17 protein-coding genes and 1 pseudogene are annotated in these 20607 nt (G+C 67.8%); 6 read left to right on the top strand and 12 right to left on the bottom strand.

Annotation, left to right across the window (positions count from 1 at the left end; all coding sequences use genetic code 11):
- Window positions 1-74 precede the first annotated feature (74 nt).
- Window positions 75-314 carry a hypothetical protein gene (locus tag AB0M45_RS12450; protein ID WP_364326597.1) on the top strand — a complete coding sequence of 80 codons (240 nt, stop codon included), beginning with the start codon at window positions 75-77 and terminating at the stop codon, window positions 312-314.
- On the top strand, window positions 304-948 hold the full coding sequence (locus AB0M45_RS12445) for a hypothetical protein (protein ID WP_364326594.1): 645 nt from the start codon (window positions 304-306) through the stop codon (window positions 946-948). Before AB0M45_RS12450 ends, AB0M45_RS12445 begins: the two co-directional genes overlap by 11 nt.
- A 43-nt stretch (window positions 949-991) precedes the next feature.
- On the opposite strand, the gene AB0M45_RS12440 is transcribed toward AB0M45_RS12445, so the two are convergent.
- The 3 genes from AB0M45_RS12440 to AB0M45_RS12430 form a co-directional block, all read right to left on the bottom strand.
- A complete protein-coding gene (locus AB0M45_RS12440; RefSeq protein ID WP_364326591.1) occupies window positions 992-1609 on the bottom strand; it encodes a LysE family translocator in 618 nt (205 codons plus the stop codon).
- Between the two features lie 72 nt (window positions 1610-1681).
- Window positions 1682-2290 carry a recombination mediator RecR gene (recR, locus tag AB0M45_RS12435; RefSeq protein WP_364326588.1) on the bottom strand — a complete coding sequence of 203 codons (609 nt, stop codon included), beginning with the start codon at window positions 2288-2290 and terminating at the stop codon, window positions 1682-1684.
- Window positions 2291-2303: 13 nt separating this feature from the next.
- On the bottom strand, window positions 2304-2636 hold the full coding sequence (locus AB0M45_RS12430; protein ID WP_067477672.1) for a YbaB/EbfC family nucleoid-associated protein: 333 nt from the start codon (window positions 2634-2636) through the stop codon (window positions 2304-2306).
- A 193-nt stretch (window positions 2637-2829) separates the two neighbouring features.
- On the opposite strand from AB0M45_RS12430, the gene AB0M45_RS12425 reads away from it, so the two are divergent.
- A complete protein-coding gene (locus AB0M45_RS12425; RefSeq protein WP_364326584.1) occupies window positions 2830-3495 on the top strand; it encodes a hypothetical protein in 666 nt (221 codons plus the stop codon).
- Here the strand turns inward: AB0M45_RS12425 and AB0M45_RS12420 are convergent.
- The 4 genes and pseudogenes from AB0M45_RS12420 to AB0M45_RS12405 form a co-directional block, all read right to left on the bottom strand.
- Window positions 3435-3905 carry a zinc ribbon domain-containing protein gene (locus tag AB0M45_RS12420; RefSeq protein WP_364326813.1) on the bottom strand — a complete coding sequence of 157 codons (471 nt, stop codon included), beginning with the start codon at window positions 3903-3905 and terminating at the stop codon, window positions 3435-3437. The genes AB0M45_RS12425 and AB0M45_RS12420 overlap by 61 nt on opposite strands.
- Window positions 3835-4374, bottom strand: coding sequence for a transposase (locus tag AB0M45_RS12415; RefSeq protein ID WP_364326581.1), 540 nt, complete (start codon window positions 4372-4374; stop codon window positions 3835-3837). Before AB0M45_RS12415 ends, AB0M45_RS12420 begins: the two co-directional genes overlap by 71 nt.
- A 74-nt stretch (window positions 4375-4448) precedes the next feature.
- Window positions 4449-4565, bottom strand: a pseudogene (locus tag AB0M45_RS12410) (helix-turn-helix domain-containing protein); the annotation flags it as partial.
- Window positions 4566-4667: 102 nt separating this feature from the next.
- Window positions 4668-5102, bottom strand: coding sequence for an SRPBCC family protein (locus tag AB0M45_RS12405; protein ID WP_364326578.1), 435 nt, complete (start codon window positions 5100-5102; stop codon window positions 4668-4670).
- Window positions 5103-5225: 123 nt separating this feature from the next.
- Here AB0M45_RS12405 and AB0M45_RS12400 point away from each other — a divergent pair, with 123 nt between their 5' ends.
- The 3 genes from AB0M45_RS12400 (at window position 5226) to AB0M45_RS12390 (ending at window position 8716) form a co-directional block, all read left to right on the top strand.
- Window positions 5226-5822, top strand: coding sequence for a hypothetical protein (locus AB0M45_RS12400; RefSeq protein WP_364326575.1), 597 nt, complete (start codon window positions 5226-5228; stop codon window positions 5820-5822).
- 138 nt (window positions 5823-5960) lie between these two features.
- Complete coding sequence (locus tag AB0M45_RS12395; RefSeq protein ID WP_364326810.1) at window positions 5961-7403, top strand: FAD-binding oxidoreductase; 1443 nt, start codon at window positions 5961-5963, stop codon at window positions 7401-7403.
- A complete protein-coding gene (locus AB0M45_RS12390; RefSeq protein ID WP_364326572.1) occupies window positions 7400-8716 on the top strand; it encodes a class I SAM-dependent methyltransferase in 1317 nt (438 codons plus the stop codon). Before AB0M45_RS12395 ends, AB0M45_RS12390 begins: the two co-directional genes overlap by 4 nt.
- A gap of 1 nt (window position 8717) precedes the next feature.
- On the opposite strand, the gene AB0M45_RS12385 is transcribed toward AB0M45_RS12390, so the two are convergent.
- The 5 genes from AB0M45_RS12385 to AB0M45_RS12365 form a co-directional block, all read right to left on the bottom strand.
- Window positions 8718-12305 carry a protein kinase gene (locus AB0M45_RS12385; protein WP_364326569.1) on the bottom strand — a complete coding sequence of 1196 codons (3588 nt, stop codon included), beginning with the start codon at window positions 12303-12305 and terminating at the stop codon, window positions 8718-8720.
- A 515-nt stretch (window positions 12306-12820) separates the two neighbouring features.
- Window positions 12821-13918 carry an esterase-like activity of phytase family protein gene (locus AB0M45_RS12380; protein WP_364326566.1) on the bottom strand — a complete coding sequence of 366 codons (1098 nt, stop codon included), beginning with the start codon at window positions 13916-13918 and terminating at the stop codon, window positions 12821-12823.
- An 81-nt stretch (window positions 13919-13999) separates the two neighbouring features.
- Window positions 14000-16150: a 3-hydroxyacyl-CoA dehydrogenase NAD-binding domain-containing protein gene (locus tag AB0M45_RS12375; RefSeq protein WP_364326807.1), complete on the bottom strand. Its 2151-nt coding sequence runs from the start codon at window positions 16148-16150 to the stop codon at window positions 14000-14002.
- A gap of 115 nt (window positions 16151-16265) precedes the next feature.
- Complete coding sequence (locus AB0M45_RS12370) at window positions 16266-17480, bottom strand: acetyl-CoA C-acetyltransferase (protein WP_364326563.1); 1215 nt, start codon at window positions 17478-17480, stop codon at window positions 16266-16268.
- Window positions 17481-17771: 291 nt separating this feature from the next.
- Window positions 17772-20576, bottom strand: coding sequence for a DNA polymerase III subunit gamma and tau (locus AB0M45_RS12365; protein WP_364326560.1), 2805 nt, complete (start codon window positions 20574-20576; stop codon window positions 17772-17774).
- Between the last annotated feature and the right edge of the window lie 31 nt (window positions 20577-20607).

Here is a 20607-nt window from a genome sequence, read left to right as displayed (position 1 = left end):
CCACAATGGTCCTGCCGCACCCGGTGCGGCGCCGATATCACCGAATGACAACTCCGGTCTCTCCAGGAGGTCACATGGGCACAACAGGTTGTTCATCCTGCGACTCCGCGTTCGACCACTGCCACGGAACCTTGATCGTGCATGCGGGGCGGATCTCCGAATGCACCGACGAGCTGTGCATCGATCCCGCCCATGCTCGACACGCCTTCGTCATCGATTGCGGCGATCTCGCGGGCGGCTGCCGGTGCACGGAAGGCGACGGGACCCGTCGGCGGGTTTTCGCGGTTCCGTACCCTGGCCGAGGTGAGCTATGACCACGTGTTGCTGCCTTCCGGTGTCGCGTCGTCGATCGCGCAGGTCGACGCCTACCTGAGCACCCAGCAAGGCATCCCCGAGGCGGGTGTGGTCGCGCAGATCGCGGCCGAGCTCAACAGACGCAACGCGGAACTACCCGAAGAGGACAGCTTTCTCAGCACTGCCCCGGTGGGCGGCACCGCGACCGGCGCGGCGCTGTACGTACCTTGCCCGTATGACGCGATCGGCTTCGTGCGCCACCTGCTGTTCGAACTCGCGACACCACTGAACTACGCCGTCTACGACCCGCAGCTGGCCTGGCTGATCGATCCCGCCGGGCACATCGCGGCCACCGTCACCCACGGCGGCGCGGGCGAGTTCCCGTACCTCACCAAAGCGCTCGCCGAGCAGTGGGTTCCCGAGCTGAGCCCGCCGAACCCTTACCTCGTCGTCGAGCGCGGCGAGCAGTTCTATATCCAGACCTACCGCGAGAACACCGGGGTCTACACCCTCGAATACCGGGACGGCTCCCCTGAGAAGCACTTCGGCACCACCGTCGCCGATCCCGCCACCGTAGCCGCCGTCATCTGGGACTGGGCCAACGACAACCGGGCTCGCTTCCCCAGCCTCCCTTGGTCCCGCGTCGAACTCTGACCGCCCACCGCCGCGCGCTTCCCGGCTCCGAGCGGAAGTCCGCTCACTGGTTCTGGGCGGCGAGACGGCCTGCGAGGGCGACGAATGAAGCGCCGAAGGCCCGGCGCATCCAGGTCACCGCGGCGGGGCGCGAGATGACCTGGTCGCGCACCGCGGCCGCGCAAGCGCCGTAGATCGCGAACACCACGAAGGTGGCGAGCATGAAGATGCCGCTCAGTTCCAGCATGCGCGCCAACGCGTTCGGCGCGCCGCTGGGCACGAACTGGGGCAGGAACGCGAAGAAGAAGATGGTCAGCTTGGGGTTGAGGATGTTGAGCAGCACCGCTGAGGTGATCACTGTGCGCGCTGGCGGTGCGGCGTGCTCGGCCTGCTCCGGGACCGCGAGCGCGCCCTTGTCCCGGAACGTGGTCCATGCCATGTACAGCAGGTAGGCGACGCCGAGGTATTTCAGTGTCTGGAACGCGACCGCGCTGGCGTTGAGGACCGCGGCCAAGCCGGTGATCGCCGCGATCATGTGCGGAACGATGCCGAGCGTGCAGCCGAAGGCCGCGATCACACTGGCCCTGGCGCCTCGCGACAGACCGGCCGCGAGCGTGAACAGCACACCGGTACCGGGGGTGGCGACGATGACGAGCGTCGTCAGCACGAATTCGATGCTCATCCCCGACACAGTAACCCACGCTCGCCGCGGCGCAATGCCCCTCGAGCGCAATGGTGTTGTCGCGCAAGCGGGCTACAACGCGCGCCGCCCGGACAGCGCGCGACCGAGGGTCAGCTCGTCGGCGAACTCCAGATCGCCGCCCATCGGAAGGCCCGAAGCCAGTCGGGTCACGCTCAGGCCGGGAAAGTCGCGCAGCATCCGGACCAGATAGGTGGCGGTGGCCTCGCCCTCGGTGTTCGGATCGGTCGCGATGATCACCTCGGTGACGTCGACACCGTCCTCCTGATTCGCGATGCGCGCCAGCAACTCCCGGATCCGCAGCTGATCGGGGCCCACACCGCTGAGCGGATCGAGCGCGCCGCCGAGCACGTGGTAGCGGCCGCGGAACTCCCTGGTGCGCTCGATCGCCTGCACGTCCTTGGGCTCTTCGACCACGCAGATCATGGCGCGGTCCCGCCGCGGGTCGGCACAGATGCGGCACAGCTCGCCGTCGGAGACCGTCCCGCAGACCACGCAGAACCGCACGCCGTCGCGCACCTTCTGCAGGGCGGCCTGCAACCGATCGATCTCCGGCGGCTCCACCTGGAGCAGATGAAACGCGATGCGCTGCGCGCTCTTCGGACCGACGCCGGGCAGCTTGCCCAATTCGTCGATCAGATCCTGAACCGGACCCTCGTACAACTGCTACCTCGGCTCAGAAACCGGGCAGCGAACCGCCGCCGAAACCCCCGGACAACGGCCCGAGCCGTTCCGCGGCGAGGCGCTGCGCGTTCGCCATCGCGTCGTTGACCGCGCCGATCACCAGGTCCTGCAAGGTCTCGATGTCGTCGGGGTCGACGGCCTTCGGGTCGATGGTCAGCGACACCACCTCACCGGTCGCCTTGATGGTGACCTTGACCAGCCCACCACCCGCCGCGCCGTCCACTTCGCTCGCCGCGATCTCGGCTTGGGCTTCCATCACCGCCTGCTGCATCTGCTGCGCCTGGGCGAGTAACTGTTGCATATCGAACTGACCACCTGGCTGCACGGGAGTGTCCTCTCTGGAGAAGGTGTCATCGGCCAGCCTAGTCCTGCCGCACCGGATGTCCGGCGCGGCCCGATCGGTCCGAGGTGTTCGAAGCAGTGCCGGTAACAGGTTGGGTAGTTTCCATGGAGAGAGATCGACCTCGCCTTACCATCGAACTGGGTCGGCGACCGATGCGGCATAACTGGAGATAACGATGAGGGCATACCGTTTCCTGCCCAGCGTGGTGCTCGCGCTGGGCATCCCGAGCATATTTCTCGGCGCTGCCACCCCCATTGCGTTCGCCGATACCACCCCAGCCGCGTCCGCCGACGTCAATCCCGCCGCGTCCGCCGACGCCGATCCAGTTGCGTCCGCCGACGCCGAGGTCATCGAAACGCAGGTCGTCGTCCCGGCCGTAGCCGACTACGGCGGTGGCTGCGTTCTCTACCCGGACGACAAGGCGGCGACCCTGGATTCGCTACGGTTCCGCTGCTCACCGGAACAGCAGGACGCCATCTTCCGCGACGCACCGCTCGGCGCGGTCCCGATGGGCGTGAAGGCCGGCTGGGTGACGCGCCCGCCGATCATGCAGTCTCTCGCGCCCCCGTTCTGGACCGGCAAGACCTTCTATACCGGACCGGACGGTGGTTACCTGATGAACCGTCTCACCGGCGCCGGCATCGAAGGCTGGCGTGCCGACGTCTATGCCGCGCCCGCTTTGACCGACGGCGGCCTTATCTGGGCGCTCAACTACACACCGTCGCCGACGCCGCAGGTGTACGACGAAATCCGGGAGGTCACCCCGGGCGTTTGGTTCGGCTACTCCTGGTGGCGCGGCGCCGTCCAGACCACCCTGCTGCTGACCTTCGCTCTCGCCTGACCACGGGATGCGGTGACCCTCCCGTCACTGGACGGTGTTGGCTGAGGCCATGACGGCCACCGTCCCGATCGGGGAATTCTCAGGCTGAGCCACCGCAGCGTGAGGTTGCTGCTGCGGCGGCGGCGCGCTATTACCACGAGTTGACGTCCTCCCCAGTGTGAGGGCTGGGATTCCTGGCTGTTGTACGCAACGGCCAGGGGTTCCTGCTTCGCAGACCGGCCACCGCCGAGGTCTCCGCAGGCTGTCACCGCACGTCCTGCGGCGAGAATGTTCTTTGCGGCGTTCACGTCGGCGTTCTCGCTGTATCCGCACCTGGTGCACCGGTACACCGCTTGGCTCTCACGGCTTTCCGGGTCCACACTGCGGCAACGGGAACACCTCAGCGACGTGTACGCGGCCGGGACCTTCACTATCCGGGTGCCCGTGTACCGGGCCACGTTGGCCAGCGCCTGTTCGAACCGGTACCACCCCTTGCCGAGGATGGCGCGATTCAACCCCGCTTTCTGGGCGACACCGCGACCGGGCTCGGCGGGTGCCCTTCGCGCTGGCCGTCATGTTCATGATGTTGAGGTCTTCCAGCACCACCACGCCGTGGCGGGTGGCGAGCCAGTTGGCGACCTGGGCGGCGAAGTCGCTGCGCCGATCCGTCTCCCGCCGCTTCAACGTGCGCAGGGCGGCGATCGTCTTGCCCCGGTTGACGCTGTGCTTCTGCTGCCGCGCGAGCTTCTGCTGCAACCTGCGGTAACGCTGGCGCTCACCGACCGTGGTGAATGCGCGGTCGTGCATGCTGCCGTCGGAGCAGGCGAGGGTGACCGCGACACCCCGATCCACACCGACCGCGCCTGCGCTCGGGTGCTGTTCGGGTGTCTGTTTGCCCACGGATGCTCGACCTTCGCCGCGGCCAGCTGCCCCACCTGTTCGCGGTAGTTGATCCAGGCGTCCCTGCGCCGATACTCGCGACGCTGCTCCAACCCGGTGTTCCACACCGCACGACAGGTATCGCCGACCAACTGCGCATACTGCGCCTGAATCTCGTTGAGAGACAGGCGATAACGGCGGCCAGTCCACACACCCGAACCCTATCCTGCCGCACCGACAAACACGGACTGGTGAACCGACACACAATGGCCCGCCGCCAACGCGACGCCGGGCCATTGTCGTATCCGGGCCGATCAGGCCAGTTCGCTCTGCAAGTTCCCCAGCACCTCGGCCTGGATCTTCTTCAGGCCCAGCGGCGCGAAGATCCCCTCGAAGATGCCCGAGATGCCACCAGCACCCTTCCACGTGGTGCGCAGCGTGACACGCGCGCCGGAGCCCTCCGGGGTGACGGTCCAGGTGTTCACCATCGTGGAGTTCGAATCACGCTCGGTGACAATTGAATCCGATACCGAGACGACCGCGTGCACATTGCGAGTGCGCTTCTCGGTGGCCTGCAGCGTCCACTCCGCGACGGTGCCCGCTCCCTTACCACCTTCGACCACTTTGTAGTCGCGGTAATGCGAGGAGAGGATGCGCGGACGCATCGTGTCGTAGTCGGCGATTGCCTCGAGGGCGCGCTGCGGATCCGCCGCAACGACGATCGAACTGCTGGCGCTGACCTGTCCCACAATGAGCTCCTTGTCCGGATGCGGTGTCTCGACCGTTCCCTATCCTGCCCTGCCTCCTTGCGGGCTCACCGTCCAGCCTCGCCTTGTTATGCTCCGGTTCAGCCAGTCGAGGGAGGGGGCCGCATGCGGAATTTCATCTACCAGACCGTCCGCATCAAGAACATCATCGTCTACCTGATGGGTGTCGTCTTCGGGATCGGCATGATCATCGCGGGTATCGCCGAGCTCTCGTCGGATTCCGTGGCGTGTGGCGAGGACACCCAGTCGGCAAGTCAGCTGTGCGTCGAGACCCGCGACGGCACGGAGACCGTCCGCGACCACAACGCGCAGAAGGCCGATAACAGGAAGAACGCCTTCATCATGCTGGGCATCGGCCCGTTCGTCGCCCTCGGCACCGCCTACCTCCTGCGCGGCGAGTTCCGCCGTGGGAGGCCCGCCCGGCGAACGCCCGCGCCGCAGCAGGGTGACGCTTCCCGGCCACCTGCCCACCAGTACGCCCCCGCCCAGCAGCCGAATTACGCTGAGCCATCCGCTGATCCCCGGCACGGCGGCTACCGGCAGCATGCCGGATACCCGGCCCAGTACGGTGAGCCACAGGGCGCTCAGCGGCCAGGCTATCCGCAGCTATACGGCCAGCCGGGCCATCCGCCGCAGTACGGCAACCGGCCGGGCTATCCGGGACCGCAGTACGGCCCGCCGCCGGGGTATCCGCCGGACTGAATCGGACATTGCCCCGGCGCAGGCTTGTCACGTCGAACGCGCGGTATTCCCGATGCAACATTCGCGTGACTTTTCTCCCGGATTGATCATTTCTCGCTGGCTGTAGGTCACGGTGCGTACTAGCGTCGAGGGGTGGCAGTGAGTCTGTTGGGGAAGGCCGGACACGCACCGGCCACACGCGAATCAGGATTTGCCGCGCATCGAGCGGGCGTCGACCGCCTTTTGGCGAGTTACCGCGCGATACCCGAGCACGCCAACGTCCGGTTGGCCAAGAAAACTTCGAACCTATTCCGTGCCAGGGCCAAGAACACCGCGCCCGGTCTGGACGTCTCCGGCCTGACCACGGTCATCGCGGTGGATCCGGTCGCAAAGACCGCCGATGTCGCTGGCATGACCACCTACGAAGAACTGGTCGCCGCCACCCTGCCGTACGGGCTGGCGCCGCTGGTCGTTCCGCAGCTCGAGACGATCACGCTGGGCGGAGCGGTCACCGGGCTCGGCATCGAGTCCACCTCGTTCCGTAGCGGTTTGCCGCACGAGTCGGTGCTGGAGATGGACGTGCTGACCGGAGCGGGTGCGATCATCACCGCGACGCCGGACAATGAGAACGCCGATCTGTTCCGCGGTTTCCCGAACTCCTACGGCACGCTGGGTTACACCGTCCGGCTGAAGATCGAGCTGGAGCAGGTGCAGCCCTATGTCGCCCTGCGGCACGTGCGCTTTCGCGATCTGCGCGAGCTGGAGACGACCCTCGCGACGATCGTGACGGACCGGAGTTTCGAGGGCGAGCGGGTCGACTATCTCGACGGCGTCGTGTTCTCCGCCGAGGAGAGCTACCTGACGCTGGGCCGCCGAACCGACGAGCCGGGCCCGACCAGCGACTACACCGGCATGGACATCTACTACCGGTCCATCCAGCACGACGGCAGCGCACCCAAACGCGACCGCCTCACCATCCACGACTATCTGTGGCGCTGGGACACCGACTGGTTCTGGTGCTCTCGCGCGTTCGGCGCACAAGACCCCAGGATCCGCCGGTTCTGGCCGAAACGCTACCGGCGCAGCAGCTTCTATTGGAAGCTCGTCGCGCTGGACCACAAATACCACATCGGCGACAAACTGGAGGCCCGCAAGGGCAATCCGCCGCGTGAGCGGGTGGTGCAGGACATCGAGGTACCGGTGGAGCGCACCGCCGACTTCGTGGAATGGTTCCTGCGGGAGATTCCGATCGAACCGATCTGGCTGTGCCCGCTGCGATTGCGCGAAACCGACGACGAAAACCGGCCGGGCGAGCGCACGTGGCCGCTGTATCCTCTCGAGCCGAACCGAACCTACGTAAATGTCGGATTCTGGTCGGCCGTCCCCACCGTCCCCGGGCAGCAAGAAGGAGCGGCCAACCGTGCCATCGAGCGCACGGTGACCGATTTCGACGGACATAAGTCGCTGTACTCGGATTCCTTCTACGACAAAGATGAGTTCGCCGCGCTTTACGGCGGAAACACCTACACCGAACTGAAGAAACGCTACGACCCAGACCAGCGCTTGCTGGATTTGTATTCGAAGGCGGTGCAACGCAAATGACGACATTCCGGGACCGTTCCGATGTCTTCGCTGACCTCGGAACCAAGCTCAGCATTGCCGACATCTTCGAGACCCTCGTCGAGGGCGATGTGCCGATCCGCCTGACGGCCTACGACGGCAGCGCGGCCGGACCGGAGGATTCGAAGTTCGCGCTGGACATCAAGACGCCGCGCGGCATCAACTATCTGGCGACCGCCCCCGGCGACCTGGGTATGGCCCGCGCCTACATCGCAGGCGACATGACCGCCAGCGGCGTACACCCCGGTGATCCGTACGAAATCCTGAAGGCGATCGACGGGCTGAAGTTCCGTCGCCCGTCCGCGCTGGCCCTGGTGACCATCGCGCGCTCGCTCGGCTGGGAGCGGCTCAAGCCGATCGCCCCGCCGCCGCAGGAGACCCTGCCGCGCTGGCGCCGCATCGCCTTCGAGGGCCTGCGGCACTCCAAGACCAGAGACGCCGAAGCCATCCACCATCATTACGACGTCTCGAATGCCTTCTACGAGTACATACTCGGCCCATCCATGACCTACACCTGCGCGGTCTACGGTGACGAGAACTGGTCACTGGAGCAGGCGCAGGAGAACAAATACCGCCTGGTGTTCGAGAAGCTGCGTTTGAAGGAAGGCGACCGGCTGCTCGACATCGGCTGCGGGTGGGGCGGCATGGTGCGGTACGCCGCCAAGCGCGGCGTCAAGGTCATCGGCGCGACGCTGTCGGCCGAGCAGGCGGATTGGGCGCAGAAGAAGATCGCCGAGGACGGCCTGACCGACCTGGCGGAGGTGCGCCACTCCGACTACCGCGACGTTCCGGAGGGCGACTTCGACGCGGTGTCCTCGATCGGTCTCACCGAACACATCGGCGTGCACAACTACCCGTTCTACTTCGACTACATCAAGAGCAAGCTGCGCGACGGCGGCCTGTTCCTGAACCACTGCATCACCCGCCCGGACAACACCCGTACCACCAAGGCGGGCGATTTCATCGACCGCTACGTGTTCCCGGACGGCGAGCTGATCGGTTCCGGCCGGATCATCTCCGAGATCCAGAACATCGGACTGGAGGTGCTGCACGAGGAGAACCTGCGCGAGCACTACGCGCTGACCCTGCACGAATGGTGCAAGAACCTGGTCGCCAACTGGGACGCCTGCGTCACGGAAGTCGGCGAGGGCACCGCGAAGGTGTGGGGCTTGTACATGGCGGGCTGTCGGCTCGGATTCCAGCGCAACGTGGTTCAGCTGCACCAGGTACTCGGCGTCAAACTGCCCGCCGACGGCGACTGGACCGTGCCGCTGCGCCCATGGTGGCAGCCGTAATTCAAAACGCCTGGCTGCCCGCCTCCTCCAGGAGTTCATCCAGGAACGGGGCGGGCAGTTCGGTGTCTGCGACCTGTCCCGACGGCGGCAGATCGGCGCGCAGCACGCGCAGGATGCCGACCACGCCGGGGCCCGCGTCCAGCAGCGGCCTGGTCCAGCCGAGGTCGGCGCAGGTCGCGACGGCGGGCAGCAGCAGGTTGGTGGCCTCGCCGACCCAGCCGGAGGTGGCCAGGCATTCCGCGAGCAGCAGCGCGGCGTCCAGTTGCGCACGGGGACGGTGCTTTTCGAGCGTGTGATCGTACAAGGCGCGGGCGCGGCGCACCGCCCGGTCGTCGGAGCCGAGGCGACGTTCGGTGAGCAGCGCGCGGATCGCGGCCAGCTCCTCGGCCTCGGCGGCGAGCAGGGCGGCGCCGGTCAGCCGGTGGCCCGCCTGCAGCGGCGTGGACTCGGCGACATCGGTGTAGCGGCGGTCCGCGGCGTCCGGCGGCAGGCCGAGCCGCAGCCGTTCGGCGCGGATGTGCGCGCTCAGCCTGGCGAGGCGATTGTCGGCCGCGATGCGGGCGCCCTCGTCCAGCCGGGTGGCCGAGGTGTATAGGTCGCCACGGACCGCCTTCACCCGGGCGCCGACGACGAACGTCGAGATCAGGAAGTCCACCGGGCCGACCCGGGTGACCAGCTCGTGACTCTCGTCCAGCAGCGGGTCGGCGCTGCCCAGATCCCCCCGGCGGTAACTCAATTCGCCGAGCAGCGCGGCGGCGACGCGCACCGCGTGTGAGCGCGGGCCCGAGCGCGCCCGCGCGGCCTCCCATGCCTGCTGGAAGCACCTGGTGGCGGTCGCGACGTCGAGTTGCTCGTAGGCGGCGGCGCCCTGGCCGCATAGGCCGAAGACCATGCCGAGCGGATCCTTCGAACGCTCGTGGTATTCCGCGGCCCATTCCTGGACCTTCCTGGCGCCCTCGAAATCGAACTCGCACAGCCGCACGAAGCTGGTGAGATTCGCCGCGGTCGAGACCGTCCACGGCGGCAGTTCGTCCGGGTGTTGCATACAGTCGGCGACCCGGTCCAGCACGCCTTCGGTGTGGTCGCGCGCGATCTGGTCGGCCGCGGCGAGTACCACGGCCTGGCAGCGCTGCACGCGTACGTCGTCGTCGCTGGATGACCCGCGCGCCAGGATGTTCGACAGCCTGCCCAGCGCGTTGCGCGCCGCGCCGGACTGCTGCAGGTTGACATTCGCCCTGGCCACCGCCATCAGCAGCTTCGAGCGCGAAGCCACCTGCTGCATCGGCAGTTTCGACACGCTGCCGAGCAGCGTGGCCAGGCGAGAACCGTCGATCAGGTCCATGCCGCCGCTCTCCAGCAGGTCCAGCGCCATCTTCAGATCGGTCGCGGCCAGCGCGTGGTCGACCGACTTGCGCAGCAGCTGGTGCTCGGCGTACCACCGAGAAGCCTTGCGATGCAAAGCCTTCGATTTCCCGGGATGCACGCGGTCGAGCCGCGTCCGCAGATGCTCGGCGAACAGCGGCTGCATCCGGAACCAGTCCGGATCGTGCTCGATGCGCCGCAGGAACAGCTCGCGCTGTTCGGCCTGTTCGAGCAGCTGGTCGGCGTCCGCCTCGTCGGACAGCGCCGCGGCGAGTGAGGCGCTCACCCGCTCGGTCACCGCGATCGACATCAGGAACTCGAGCATCCTCGGTTCCAGGGTGTCCAGCACGTTCTCGGCGAGGTACTCGCGGATGCCGTGGTCACCCTCGGAGAGCGTCGCGATCAGCTGTGCGGGATCGGTGTTGCCACGCAGCGACAGGCCGACCAACTGGATGGCGGCGGGCCAGCCGTCGGTGGCCGTGTGAATCTCGGTGACCTGCTCGGGCGTGAGTTCGAACCCATTGCGCTCCACCAGGATCTGCCTGGTCTCCGCCTCGGTCAGGCGCAGCGCGGCCGAGCCGATCTCGACCAGTTCGTCGTGCACTCGCATGCGGCCGGTCGGCAGACCGGCCTGCTCCCGGCTGGTCACCACGAATCGCAAGTGGTGACAACCGTTGTCCAGCAGCGCCTCCATCGCGCGATGCGCGCCCGCGTCGGTGATCCGATGCCAGTCCTCGACGATCACCACGATCGTCTGGCGCGCGGCATGGATCTCATCGATGAGCGTGGGGATCACGAACGCGGCCGCGTCGGCGGGCCGTTCCTCGAGCACCTGCTCCAAGCCGTTGCCGACATCCGGACGCACACGGCGGATCGCCTCGATCAGGTGAGCCAGGAACCAGATCTCGTTGTCGTCGTCGCGGTCGATGCCGATCCAGGCGACCGCGGCGTCGCTCTCGGCGAGTTCGGCGCGCCACTGCGCGGCCAGCGTGCTCTTGCCGAATCCCGCGGGCCCGTGGATCACCGCCAGCCGACGCCGGTCGCCCGCACGCAGGATGTCCAGCAAACGCGGCCGCGGTATCGGGGCGCGCGTAGGTGTCGGCGGACGAAATTTGGTTACCGCCGTTGGCGGCGTCGTGATCGCGCCGGGCGTACCGGGGTGCTGCGAGACGGCGGGCCGCAGCGTCAGCGGCCAGCTGCGCCGCGCGGTGACCGCGGGATGGGTACCGGTCCACACCACGGTGGGCTCGCTGAGGTCGGTGGAGGTAGTCGACTGAGATTCCGGCGTGGTTTCCAGCAACGCCATCTCATCGGGCAACTGATCGTGGTCGCGCTGAACCGTCCGCAGCATTTCGCCGAATTCGTACGCGCTGTCCGGGCGGTCGCGCGGATCCGGGGACATGGCGTGTTCGATGACCGCGGCCAGGTCCGGGGGAATGTCCTGTTCGCGCAGGTCGGGCACGGGCTGCGTGGTGATCCGCAGGAACTGGGCGACCACCCGCTCGCCCGCCTGCCGCTCGAAGGCCGCATGCCCGGTGAGCAGAGCGAACAACGTCGAGCCGAGGCCGTAGATGTCGGAGCGGACCGTCGGCTCGTCGCCCTTGAGCACTTCGGGCGCGGTGAAGGCGGGCGAGCCGGTGATCATGCTGCTCGACGTACGGAATCCGCCCGGAATGCGGGCGATGCCGAAATCGGTCAGCTGCGGTTCGCCGTAGCCGCTGAGCAGGACGTTGGCCGGTTTCACGTCCCGGTGCAGGATGTGGGCCCGGTGCGCGCTCTCGATCGCTCCCGCCAGCTTCACCCCGGCGCGCAGTGAGTCCGGCCAGGTCAGCGGGCCGTGATCGCGAATGAGCTGCTCCAGCGACCCGCGCGTGCAGTACGGCATGACGATCAGCGGCATACCGGTTGCGGTGACGTCCACCTGGAGGATGTCGACGATGTTCGGATGACCGGACAGCCTGCCCATGGCTTGTTCTTCGCGGAGGAAGCGCTCCCGGCTCTCCTCGTCGATCTCCGAGGAGAGCACCTTCACCGCGACCACCCGGTCCAGTGCGGTCTGGATGCAGCGATAGACCACCCCGAACCCGCCACGACCGATCTCCACCGCGCCGGACAGGCCCATCGCCTCCAGCTCGTCACCGATGTCGATGGGCGTCTGACGCTGCGTATTCGATTCGGCCGCAGACGATTCGGGGCCCACCCGGCCCGAACGCGTCTGTGGATTCATGTGATCACCTCGATCCCACATCGAATCGGCGTCACCGGCGGCCAACTTCGCGCCGAAGCCGGACACCGCGGGTGTCCGATATGTCTGCGCATACTCCAACGTAGCGCGGCGGGAGACCCCGCGGGAGATGTTTCGGAACCGGATGGAGCGTGTCGCGGGCCCGGGCGTTTCGCGCCGCTCAGCACACGGCCGCAGGCTCATGTTCTGGCGCTTGGCGTTCTGAAACGCCGACGATTTGCCAGCCGACATCTACCCGGCGCTCACCTTCTCGGATGTCGCCTTGCTGGCAGCCCAGCCCATATCCGGCCCCGGGAACGGATACCCGAGTAGGAGTCGGCCAATCGGATGCCCTCGAGAAATCCGGCGACAGGCCGCGGCGGCCGCCAAATTTTGTTGAAGAAGCAATTAGAAATCGGGACGTGTCAATACCCGAAGACGACCCCGCCGAGCGGCGACTCGAACTCGCCGGTCTCCGGGTGACCGGCGCAGGGCGGCGAGAACCCGCACCGCACCGACTAGCCGACGGCCAAGGCGATGACCTGGTTGATCTGGTGACGGTCGAAATTGTTGTCGCTGACCAGCACCAGGGTTCGTGCTCCCGAAGGCAGGCGCGGACCCCAGGTCATGCCCTCGACGTTGTCGATGGCGGAAAGTCCGACGTCGTCCAGATCGACGACCAGCCGCTTGGCCACCGAACGCGCGGCACCGATCGGAGCGTCGAGGATATTGGTCGCGACACCGAGATCGGCCTCGTAGACCCGGATCTTGTTGCCCACGCCCGGGACGAACGAGCGTTCCAACACAAGAAGTTTCGTCGGATCCAGCGGGTCGGCTGCCAGGATCGAGGCGATCCCGGTCCCGCCGCGCCCCGGTTCGGGACGTGACTCGGCGTGCACCGGCTCCATCGGATACGCGAACTGGGCGAGCAGCTGTCCTGAGCGTGCCTGGACGGTGATCCGGGCGCTCGCGCCGCTGGACGTGGTCGCCATCGGGCCGTCCTCCAGCAGCGGCCCCTCCACCGAGGTCAGGAACAACGTGCCCCCTGCCGCGAAGGTCGCGCCCTCCAGCCCTTGGTTCTGCCTGGGGCCGGAGCCGGGGCGCATTCGTTCGTTGTCCGGGATCGGCAACTCGCCCGCATACGAGCCGTCGGGGTGCGCGATGCGCGCCGAAGGGTCCGCGAGGACGGTGTCGAGCCGTTCGCCCTCCTGTGTCCAGTAGTAGTCGCCGGTCCACGGATCGACCCGGATCTCCTCCGGGTCCACCGAATTCGGCGGGTAGGCGGCGCCCGTCGGGGTGGACAGCGGACGCATGCGGGTGAACGCCACCGGACCGACCCCGTGCTCACCGACATCGATCCGCGCGGTGTAGTACCGTGCGGGATTCTTGTTCGACCGGTCGTCGCTGATCAGCACGTACTCGCCGGTGCGTTCGAGATAGTCGATACCGGACAGCCCGCCCACGATGGTGCCCTCGAAATCCACATCGTGCGCCACCGTCTGTTCGCCGAGCAGCCGCACCGACGGACCCGCCGCCGGATCGGCGGCGGCGAGCGGCGCCGACGCGAGCGCGAGCGCGCAACTGGCGATCAGGATTCGGTGACTACGTCTGGGCACGCCTTGTAACTTATCCGCGCGAACGAAAGCCCGCCATCGCGGAAAGCGATGGCGGGCTTCGTCGTTCGTTCGGCGCGGAGACTACTTACGCAGCGAGGCCGGAACCTCGAAGCGCTCGCCGTAGGTCTTGGCGAGGTAGTCGGCGCGGGCCACGAAGGCCTCCTGGCCACCCGGGTAACCGACGATGTACTGGTGCACACCACCGGTCCAGGCCGGGAAGCCGATGCCGAAGATCGAGCCGATGTTGGCGTCGGCGGTCGAGGTCAGCACGCCCTCGTCGAAACACTTCTGGGTCTCGATCGCCTCCGCGAACAGCATGCGGTCGATCAGATCCTGCAGCGGGGCGGTGAAGTCCGCCGTGGTCTTGAAGTGCTCGCGCAGGCCCGGCCACAGACCGGTGCGCTTGCCGTTCTCGTCGTACTCGTAGAAGCCCGCCTTCTCCAGGCGGCCCGGACGACCCTCGGACACCATGTAGTCGATGACGTCCTGCGCCGGGTGCCGCTTCGCGCCCATGGTGGTGTCGCCCGCCTGGGCGGCCTCCTGGGTCTCCTTGGCGATCTTCTGCATGAGCTTCATGTTCAGCTCGTCCGACAGCTGCAGCGGCGCGGCCGGGTAGCCCGCCTGCAGACCGGCCTGCTCGATCGTGGCGGGCTCGATGCCCTCCTTCAGCATGGCGATCGCCTCGTTGACGAAGGTGCCGATCACGCGCGAGGTGAAAAAGCCGCGGCTGTCGTTGACCACGATCGGGGTCTTCTTGATCGCCAGGGTGTAGTCGAACACCCGGGCCAGCGCCTCGTCCGAGGTCTTCTCACCCTTGATGATCTCCACCAGCGGCATCTTGTCGACCGGCGAGAAGAAATGGATGCCGATGAAGTCCTCCTGGCGCTTCACGCCGGTCGCCAGACCGGTGATCGGCAGGGTGGAGGTGTTCGAGCCGAGCAGCGCGTCGGGGGTGACGATGTCCTCGATCTCCTGGAACACCTTGTGCTTCAGCTCGGTGTTCTCGAAGACGGCCTCGACGACGAAGTCCACTCCGGCGAAGTCGGCCGCGTCCGCGGTCGGCTTGATGCGTTCCAGCAGCGCCTTGGACTTCTCCTCGGTGGTCTTGCCCCGGGAGAGCGCCTTGGCCTCGATCTTCTCGGAGTAGTTCTTGCCGCGCTCGGCCGCCTCGATCGAGACGTCCTTCAGCACGACCTCGTAGCCCGCCTTGGCGGAGACGTAGGCGATGCCCGCGCCCATCATGCCCGCGCCGAGCACGCCGATCTTCTTGATCTCCTTCTTCGGCACGTCCTTCGGACGCGAACCGCCGTTGTTGATCGTCTGCAGGTCGAAGAAGAACGCCTGGATCATGTTCTTCGCGACCGGGCCGGTGAGCAGGTGCACGAAGTAGCGGGACTCGATCAGCGACGCGTTGTCGATGTCGACCTGCGAGCCCTCCACCGCGGCCGCCATGATGGCGCGCGGCGCAGGCATGTTCGCACCCTTGATCTGCTTGCGCAGGTTGGCCGGGAACGCGGGCAGGTTCGCCGCGAAGGCGGGCGAGGACGGGGTGCCGCCGGGGATCTTGAAGCCCTTCTTGTCCCACGGCTGGACGCCGGCCTCGGGGTTGGCCTTGATCCACGCCTTGGCCGCCGGGATCAGCTCCTCGACCGAACCGACCAGCTCGTCGATCAGGCCGATCTCCTTGGCCTTGGCCGGCTTGTTGCGCTGGCCCTGCAGCAGCACCTGCATCAGCGCGTTCTGCAGGCCGAGCATGCGCACGGTGCGGATGACGCCGCCACCCGCGGGCAGCAGGCCGAGGGTGGCCTCCGGCAGACCGATCTGCGAACCAGGCAGGTCCGCCGCGATGCGGTGGTGGGTGGCCAGCGCGATCTCCAGGCCGCCACCGAGCGCGGCGCCGTTGATAGCCGCGACGACCGGCTTGCCCAGCTGCTCCAGGCGCCGCAGCGCGCCCTTGATCTCGCCGAGCTCGTCCATCAGGGCTTTGGCGTCGTCCGGGCCGACCTTCATCATGTTCTTCAGGTCGCCACCGGCGAAGAAGGTCTTCTTCGCGGAGGTCAGGACGACACCGGTGATGCTGTCCTTCTCCGCCTCCAGCCGATCGACCGTGGCGGTCATCGACTTCTTGTACAGCTCGTTCATCGTGTTGGCGCCCTGGTTCGGGTCGTCCATCGTCAGCACGACGATGCCGTCCGAATCCTGCTCCCAACCGATCATGTTGGTTTCGCTCACAGCTCTGTGTCTCCTGTGTCTAATTGCGGCGTTCGCGGGCCCTACGTGGTTACGCAGGCTGCCTCCTCCGGGCCTGACGCTCACGCCGCGTGAAATATCAGCTGTCGGTTGGGGATCAGACCCGCTCGATGATGGTGGCCACGCCCATGCCGCCGCCGATGCACAGGGTGATCAGCGCGTACCGGCCGTTGCGGCGCTCCAGCTCGTCGACCATGGTGCCGGTGATCATCGCGCCGGTCGCACCCAGCGGGTGGCCCATGGCGATCGCGCCACCGTTGACGTTCAGCTTCTCGTCCGGGATGTTCAGGTCCTTCTGGAACTTCAGCACCACGGAGGCGAACGCCTCGTTGATCTCGACCAGGTCGATGTCGTCGAGGGTCAGACCCGCCTTGGCCAGCGCCTTCTTGGCGGCCGGGGTCGGACCGGTGAGCATGATGGTGGAGTCGGCGCCGCTGGTGGCGGTCGCGACGATGCGCGCACGCGGGGTCAGGCCGGACGCCTTGCCCGCCTCTTCGGTACCGACAAGCACCAGCGCGGCGCCGTCGACGATGCCGGAGCTGTTGCCGCCGTGGTGCACGTGGTTGATCTTCTCCACGAAGTGGAACTTCTGCAGCGCCACCGCGTCGAAGCCACCCATCTCACCGATCACGGCGAAGGACGGCTGCAGCTTGGCCAGATCCTCTGCGGTGGTGCCGGGACGCATGTGCTCGTCGCGGTCCAGCACGACGATGCCGTTCTGGTCCTTGACCGGAACGACCGACTTGGCGAAGTAACCGCCGGTCCACGCCTGGGCGGCCAGCTCCTGCGAGCGCACCGCGTAGGCGTCCACGTCGTCGCGGGAGAAGCCCTCGATGGTGGCGATCAGGTCGGCGGACACGCCCTGCGGAACGAAGTAGGTGTCGTAGTTGGTGGCCGGGTCCATCGCCCAGGGGCCGCCGTCGGAGCCCATCGGCACGCGCGACATGGACTCGACGCCACCGGCCAGAACCAGGTCGTCGAACCCGGAGCGGACCTTCTGGGCGGCCATGTTGACCGCTTCCAGGCCGGAGGCGCAGAAGCGGTTGATCTGGACGCCGCCGACGGTGTCGGGCAGAGCGGCCGCCGTGACCGCGGTGCGGGCGATGTCGGCGCCCTGGTCGCCGACCGGCATGACCACGCCAAGGATCAGGTCGGAGATCCGGTCCTCGTCGAGGTTCGGGAAGCGGCCGCGCAGCTCCTGGATCAGACCAACAGTCAGGTCGATCGGCTTGACCGAGTGCAGCGAGCCGTTCTTCTTGCCGCGGCCGCGCGGAGTGCGGATGGCCTCGTAAATGTAGGCCTCTGTGGTCATATCGGAGTTTCCTTCCTCAAGGTGCGGCGGCCGGACCTTCGTCCGTCCGAGCGCTGGTGTGCGGCGACACCGCGTATGCGGCGTGGCTGCGGCTGACCTCGCCGACCGGCCCTGTGGCCGACCGTTCCTAACGCTGTACAAAACCAGGTAGGCAACAGCGGACGCACGTTCCGGTCGCCCGTACGCCTGCGCATACCATAGAACGTCGTCGTCCCGGAGCTCACGGCTACCCGTTCATACTACCGCGGTATGCGAACTCCGGTTAACTTAACGTCGTCGGAACGGTGGTTGTCAACCATCCAACCGTGTGGCACCCAGCTCACTCTTCAGCAATTCCAGGGCGACCTCGTCCGGGTCGCGCCGGTCGCCGGGTGCGACCGGATCGGCCGCGGCGGCCATCATCTCCTGCTCCTCCTCCGGCGTCGAGGCGGGGACGACCCCGTCGTGGTCCCAGCCCCTGCTGGTGACGGCGCTGTTTCCGCTCGGCTCCTGTTCGTGCGGTGGATAGTCCGCCGGGCCGGGATCGTCAGGTAGGTCGGGGTAGTCGGGCGGTGGGATGTCGTCGTCCGCGACGTGTGGGCGCGGGTTCGCGCCGGCCGAGCGCGAATGGCCCGCCTCGGCCGACTTGTCCGCGCCCGCGTTCCTGGACTGGCTCGGTCGCGAAAATCGCGGCGGCGCCACCGTGTCCGACGCGCGTCCGGGCGCGTTGCCGGATTCACGTCCCGCCGCCTGGCTGCCCGACGTGCGCGAGCGGTTCGCTGATCCGCCGGACCGGGGCGCGGCGGGTCGCTGCGGCGCGCCGCCCACTTCCCAGCGCACCTCGAGTTCGCGCCCGAGCACCGCACGCACCGCCGACCGCACCGCCTCCAGATTCCGCGGATCGGACAATCGCTGCGCCAGCGGCGCGTGCTGATGCGCGAACACGATGACATCGCCCTCGACCCGGGCGACCGACGCACCGGCGAGCATCGCCTGCACCGCCGCGCCGAACTCCCGCACCTTGGCCCGGATCTCCGCCCAGGCGGCTTCCACCTCGCCGAACAGGTCACCTGTGGCGGCGAACGCCGGTTGCGCGGCGGCCTGCGGTGCCGCGCCTGCGGGCTGAGCGCCGGCGGCGCGAGACCCCCGCGCATCAACTGGCTCGACGCCGTGGCCGCCTGACGTACCGCTCCCTTCCGGAATCCCGGACCGTGCACCGGCTGTCCGCGCGGAAGTCGAATCCACGGCAGAGGCGGGAGTTCGTGGACCGGCTACATCGTCAGTGGAAATCCGTTGCCGGGCCTGTTCCGGACCGGACGAACCGGATTGGACTTGTCCCGTCGCACCGTCCGCAGGCCCGCCACGCCCCGACCCGACCCTGCCGCCGGGCGCGGCAGGCCCGGCACCGGAGGCATCGCCGACTCCGGCCTGCGGAGCACTCGCGGCCCCCGTCTCCACGGCTGTGTTCGGCCCACCCGCCGACTCCGCACGGCTGGGCGACGCGCTACCCGGACCGGATTCCGCGGCCCCGGTGGGCCCTTGCCGACCAGTGGATGCCGCCTCAGCAGCGCGCACGTCACCGCCGGGCACAGCCGTGGTGGAATCGGACACGCCGGAATACGAACTGTCCCCTGGCGCGCTGTCGCCGACGGGCGCCGCGCGATCGGCGACTCCGGCTTCGGCGGCTGTACCTCCCTCCGGCACCACATCGCCGACACTCGCGGCGCCGCCGGTCCGCGACGGACCACCAGCGGACGGCACACCTGTTTCCGTGACAACCGTCGAGCCGGACGCCTGAGCCGAACCCGTACCGGCACCCGCACGGCTGTCGCGGCGAATCGCGGCCAGCGCCTCCGCACCTCGGCGCCGCGGCGGCTCCGACGGCGACGTACCCGCGGGAGCGGGCTGGGACGGCGCGGCGGGCGGCGCCGAGGACGCAGCAGGTGCCGCACCGAGGGAACCACTGGCCAACCCCCGCTCCAGCCGTTCCAGACGCTGCAGCGTGGCGGATTCGGCATCGGACACCGAGGGCAGCAGCATGCGGGCGCAGACGACCTCGAGCAGCAGTCGCGGCGCCGTGGCGCCGCGCATCTCGCCGAGCCCTTCGTGCAGCAGATCGGCGTAACGAGTCAGGGTGGCCGGGCCGAGGCGCTCGGCTTGATCGCGCATCCGGTCGAGCACGTCTCCGGGGCCGGTGACCAGGCCGCGTTCGGTGGCGTCGGGGACCGCGCGCAGCAGGATCAGGTCGCGGAAACGGTCGAGCAGGTCGACGGCGAAGCGGCGCGGGTCGTGGCCCGCCTCCATCACCCGGTCCACGGTGCCGAACAGTGCGGCTCCGTCGTCGGCGGCCAGCGCCTCGACGGCGTCGTCGATCAGCGCCACGTCGGTGACGCCGAGCAGTGCGACGGCCCTGGTGTACGTGACCCCCTCGGGGCCCGCGCCCGCGAGCAGTTGATCGAGCACGCTGAGGCTGTCGCGTGGAGAACCACCGCCCGCGCGAATCACCAAGGGGTACACCGCTTCTTCGACCGGCACCTGCTCCTGCTCGCAGATCCGGCCGAGCAGGCCGCGCATGGTGGCGGGCGGCAGCAGGCGGAACGGATAGTGGTGCGTGCGCGAGCGGATGGTCGGCAGCACCTTGTCCGGCTCGGTGGTCGCGAAGATGAAGATCAGATGGGCCGGCGGTTCCTCGACGATCTTCAGCAACGCGTTGAAACCCGCGGTGGTGACCATGTGCGCCTCGTCGACGATGAACACCCGGTACCTGGACTCGGCGGGCGCGTAGAAGGCGCGATCACGCAGCTCACGGGTGTCGTCGACACCGCCGTGGCTCGCGGCGTCGAGTTCGATCACATCCAGGTTGCCCGGACCGCCCGGGCCGAGCGCCAGGCACGACGGGCAGACGCCACACGGTGTCGACGTCGGGCCCTGTACGCAGTTCAGCGATCTGGCGAGAATGCGCGCGGAGGAGGTTTTGCCGCAGCCGCGTGGACCGGAGAACAGGTAGGCATGACTGATCCGCCCGGTGTCGAGCGCGATACTCAGCGGGTCGGTGACGTGCTCCTGACCCACCACCTCAGCGAACGTTGCCGGTCGGTACTTCCGGTACAGAGCCACGGCCAGAGGTTACCGGCGGCCACCGACAAAG

Source organism: Nocardia sp. NPDC051787 (assembly GCF_040681325.1).
Lineage (GTDB): Bacteria > Actinomycetota > Actinomycetes > Mycobacteriales > Mycobacteriaceae > Nocardia.
Note: the sequence above shows the minus strand (reverse complement) of the source record. Positions and strands in the feature narration are given on the sequence as shown.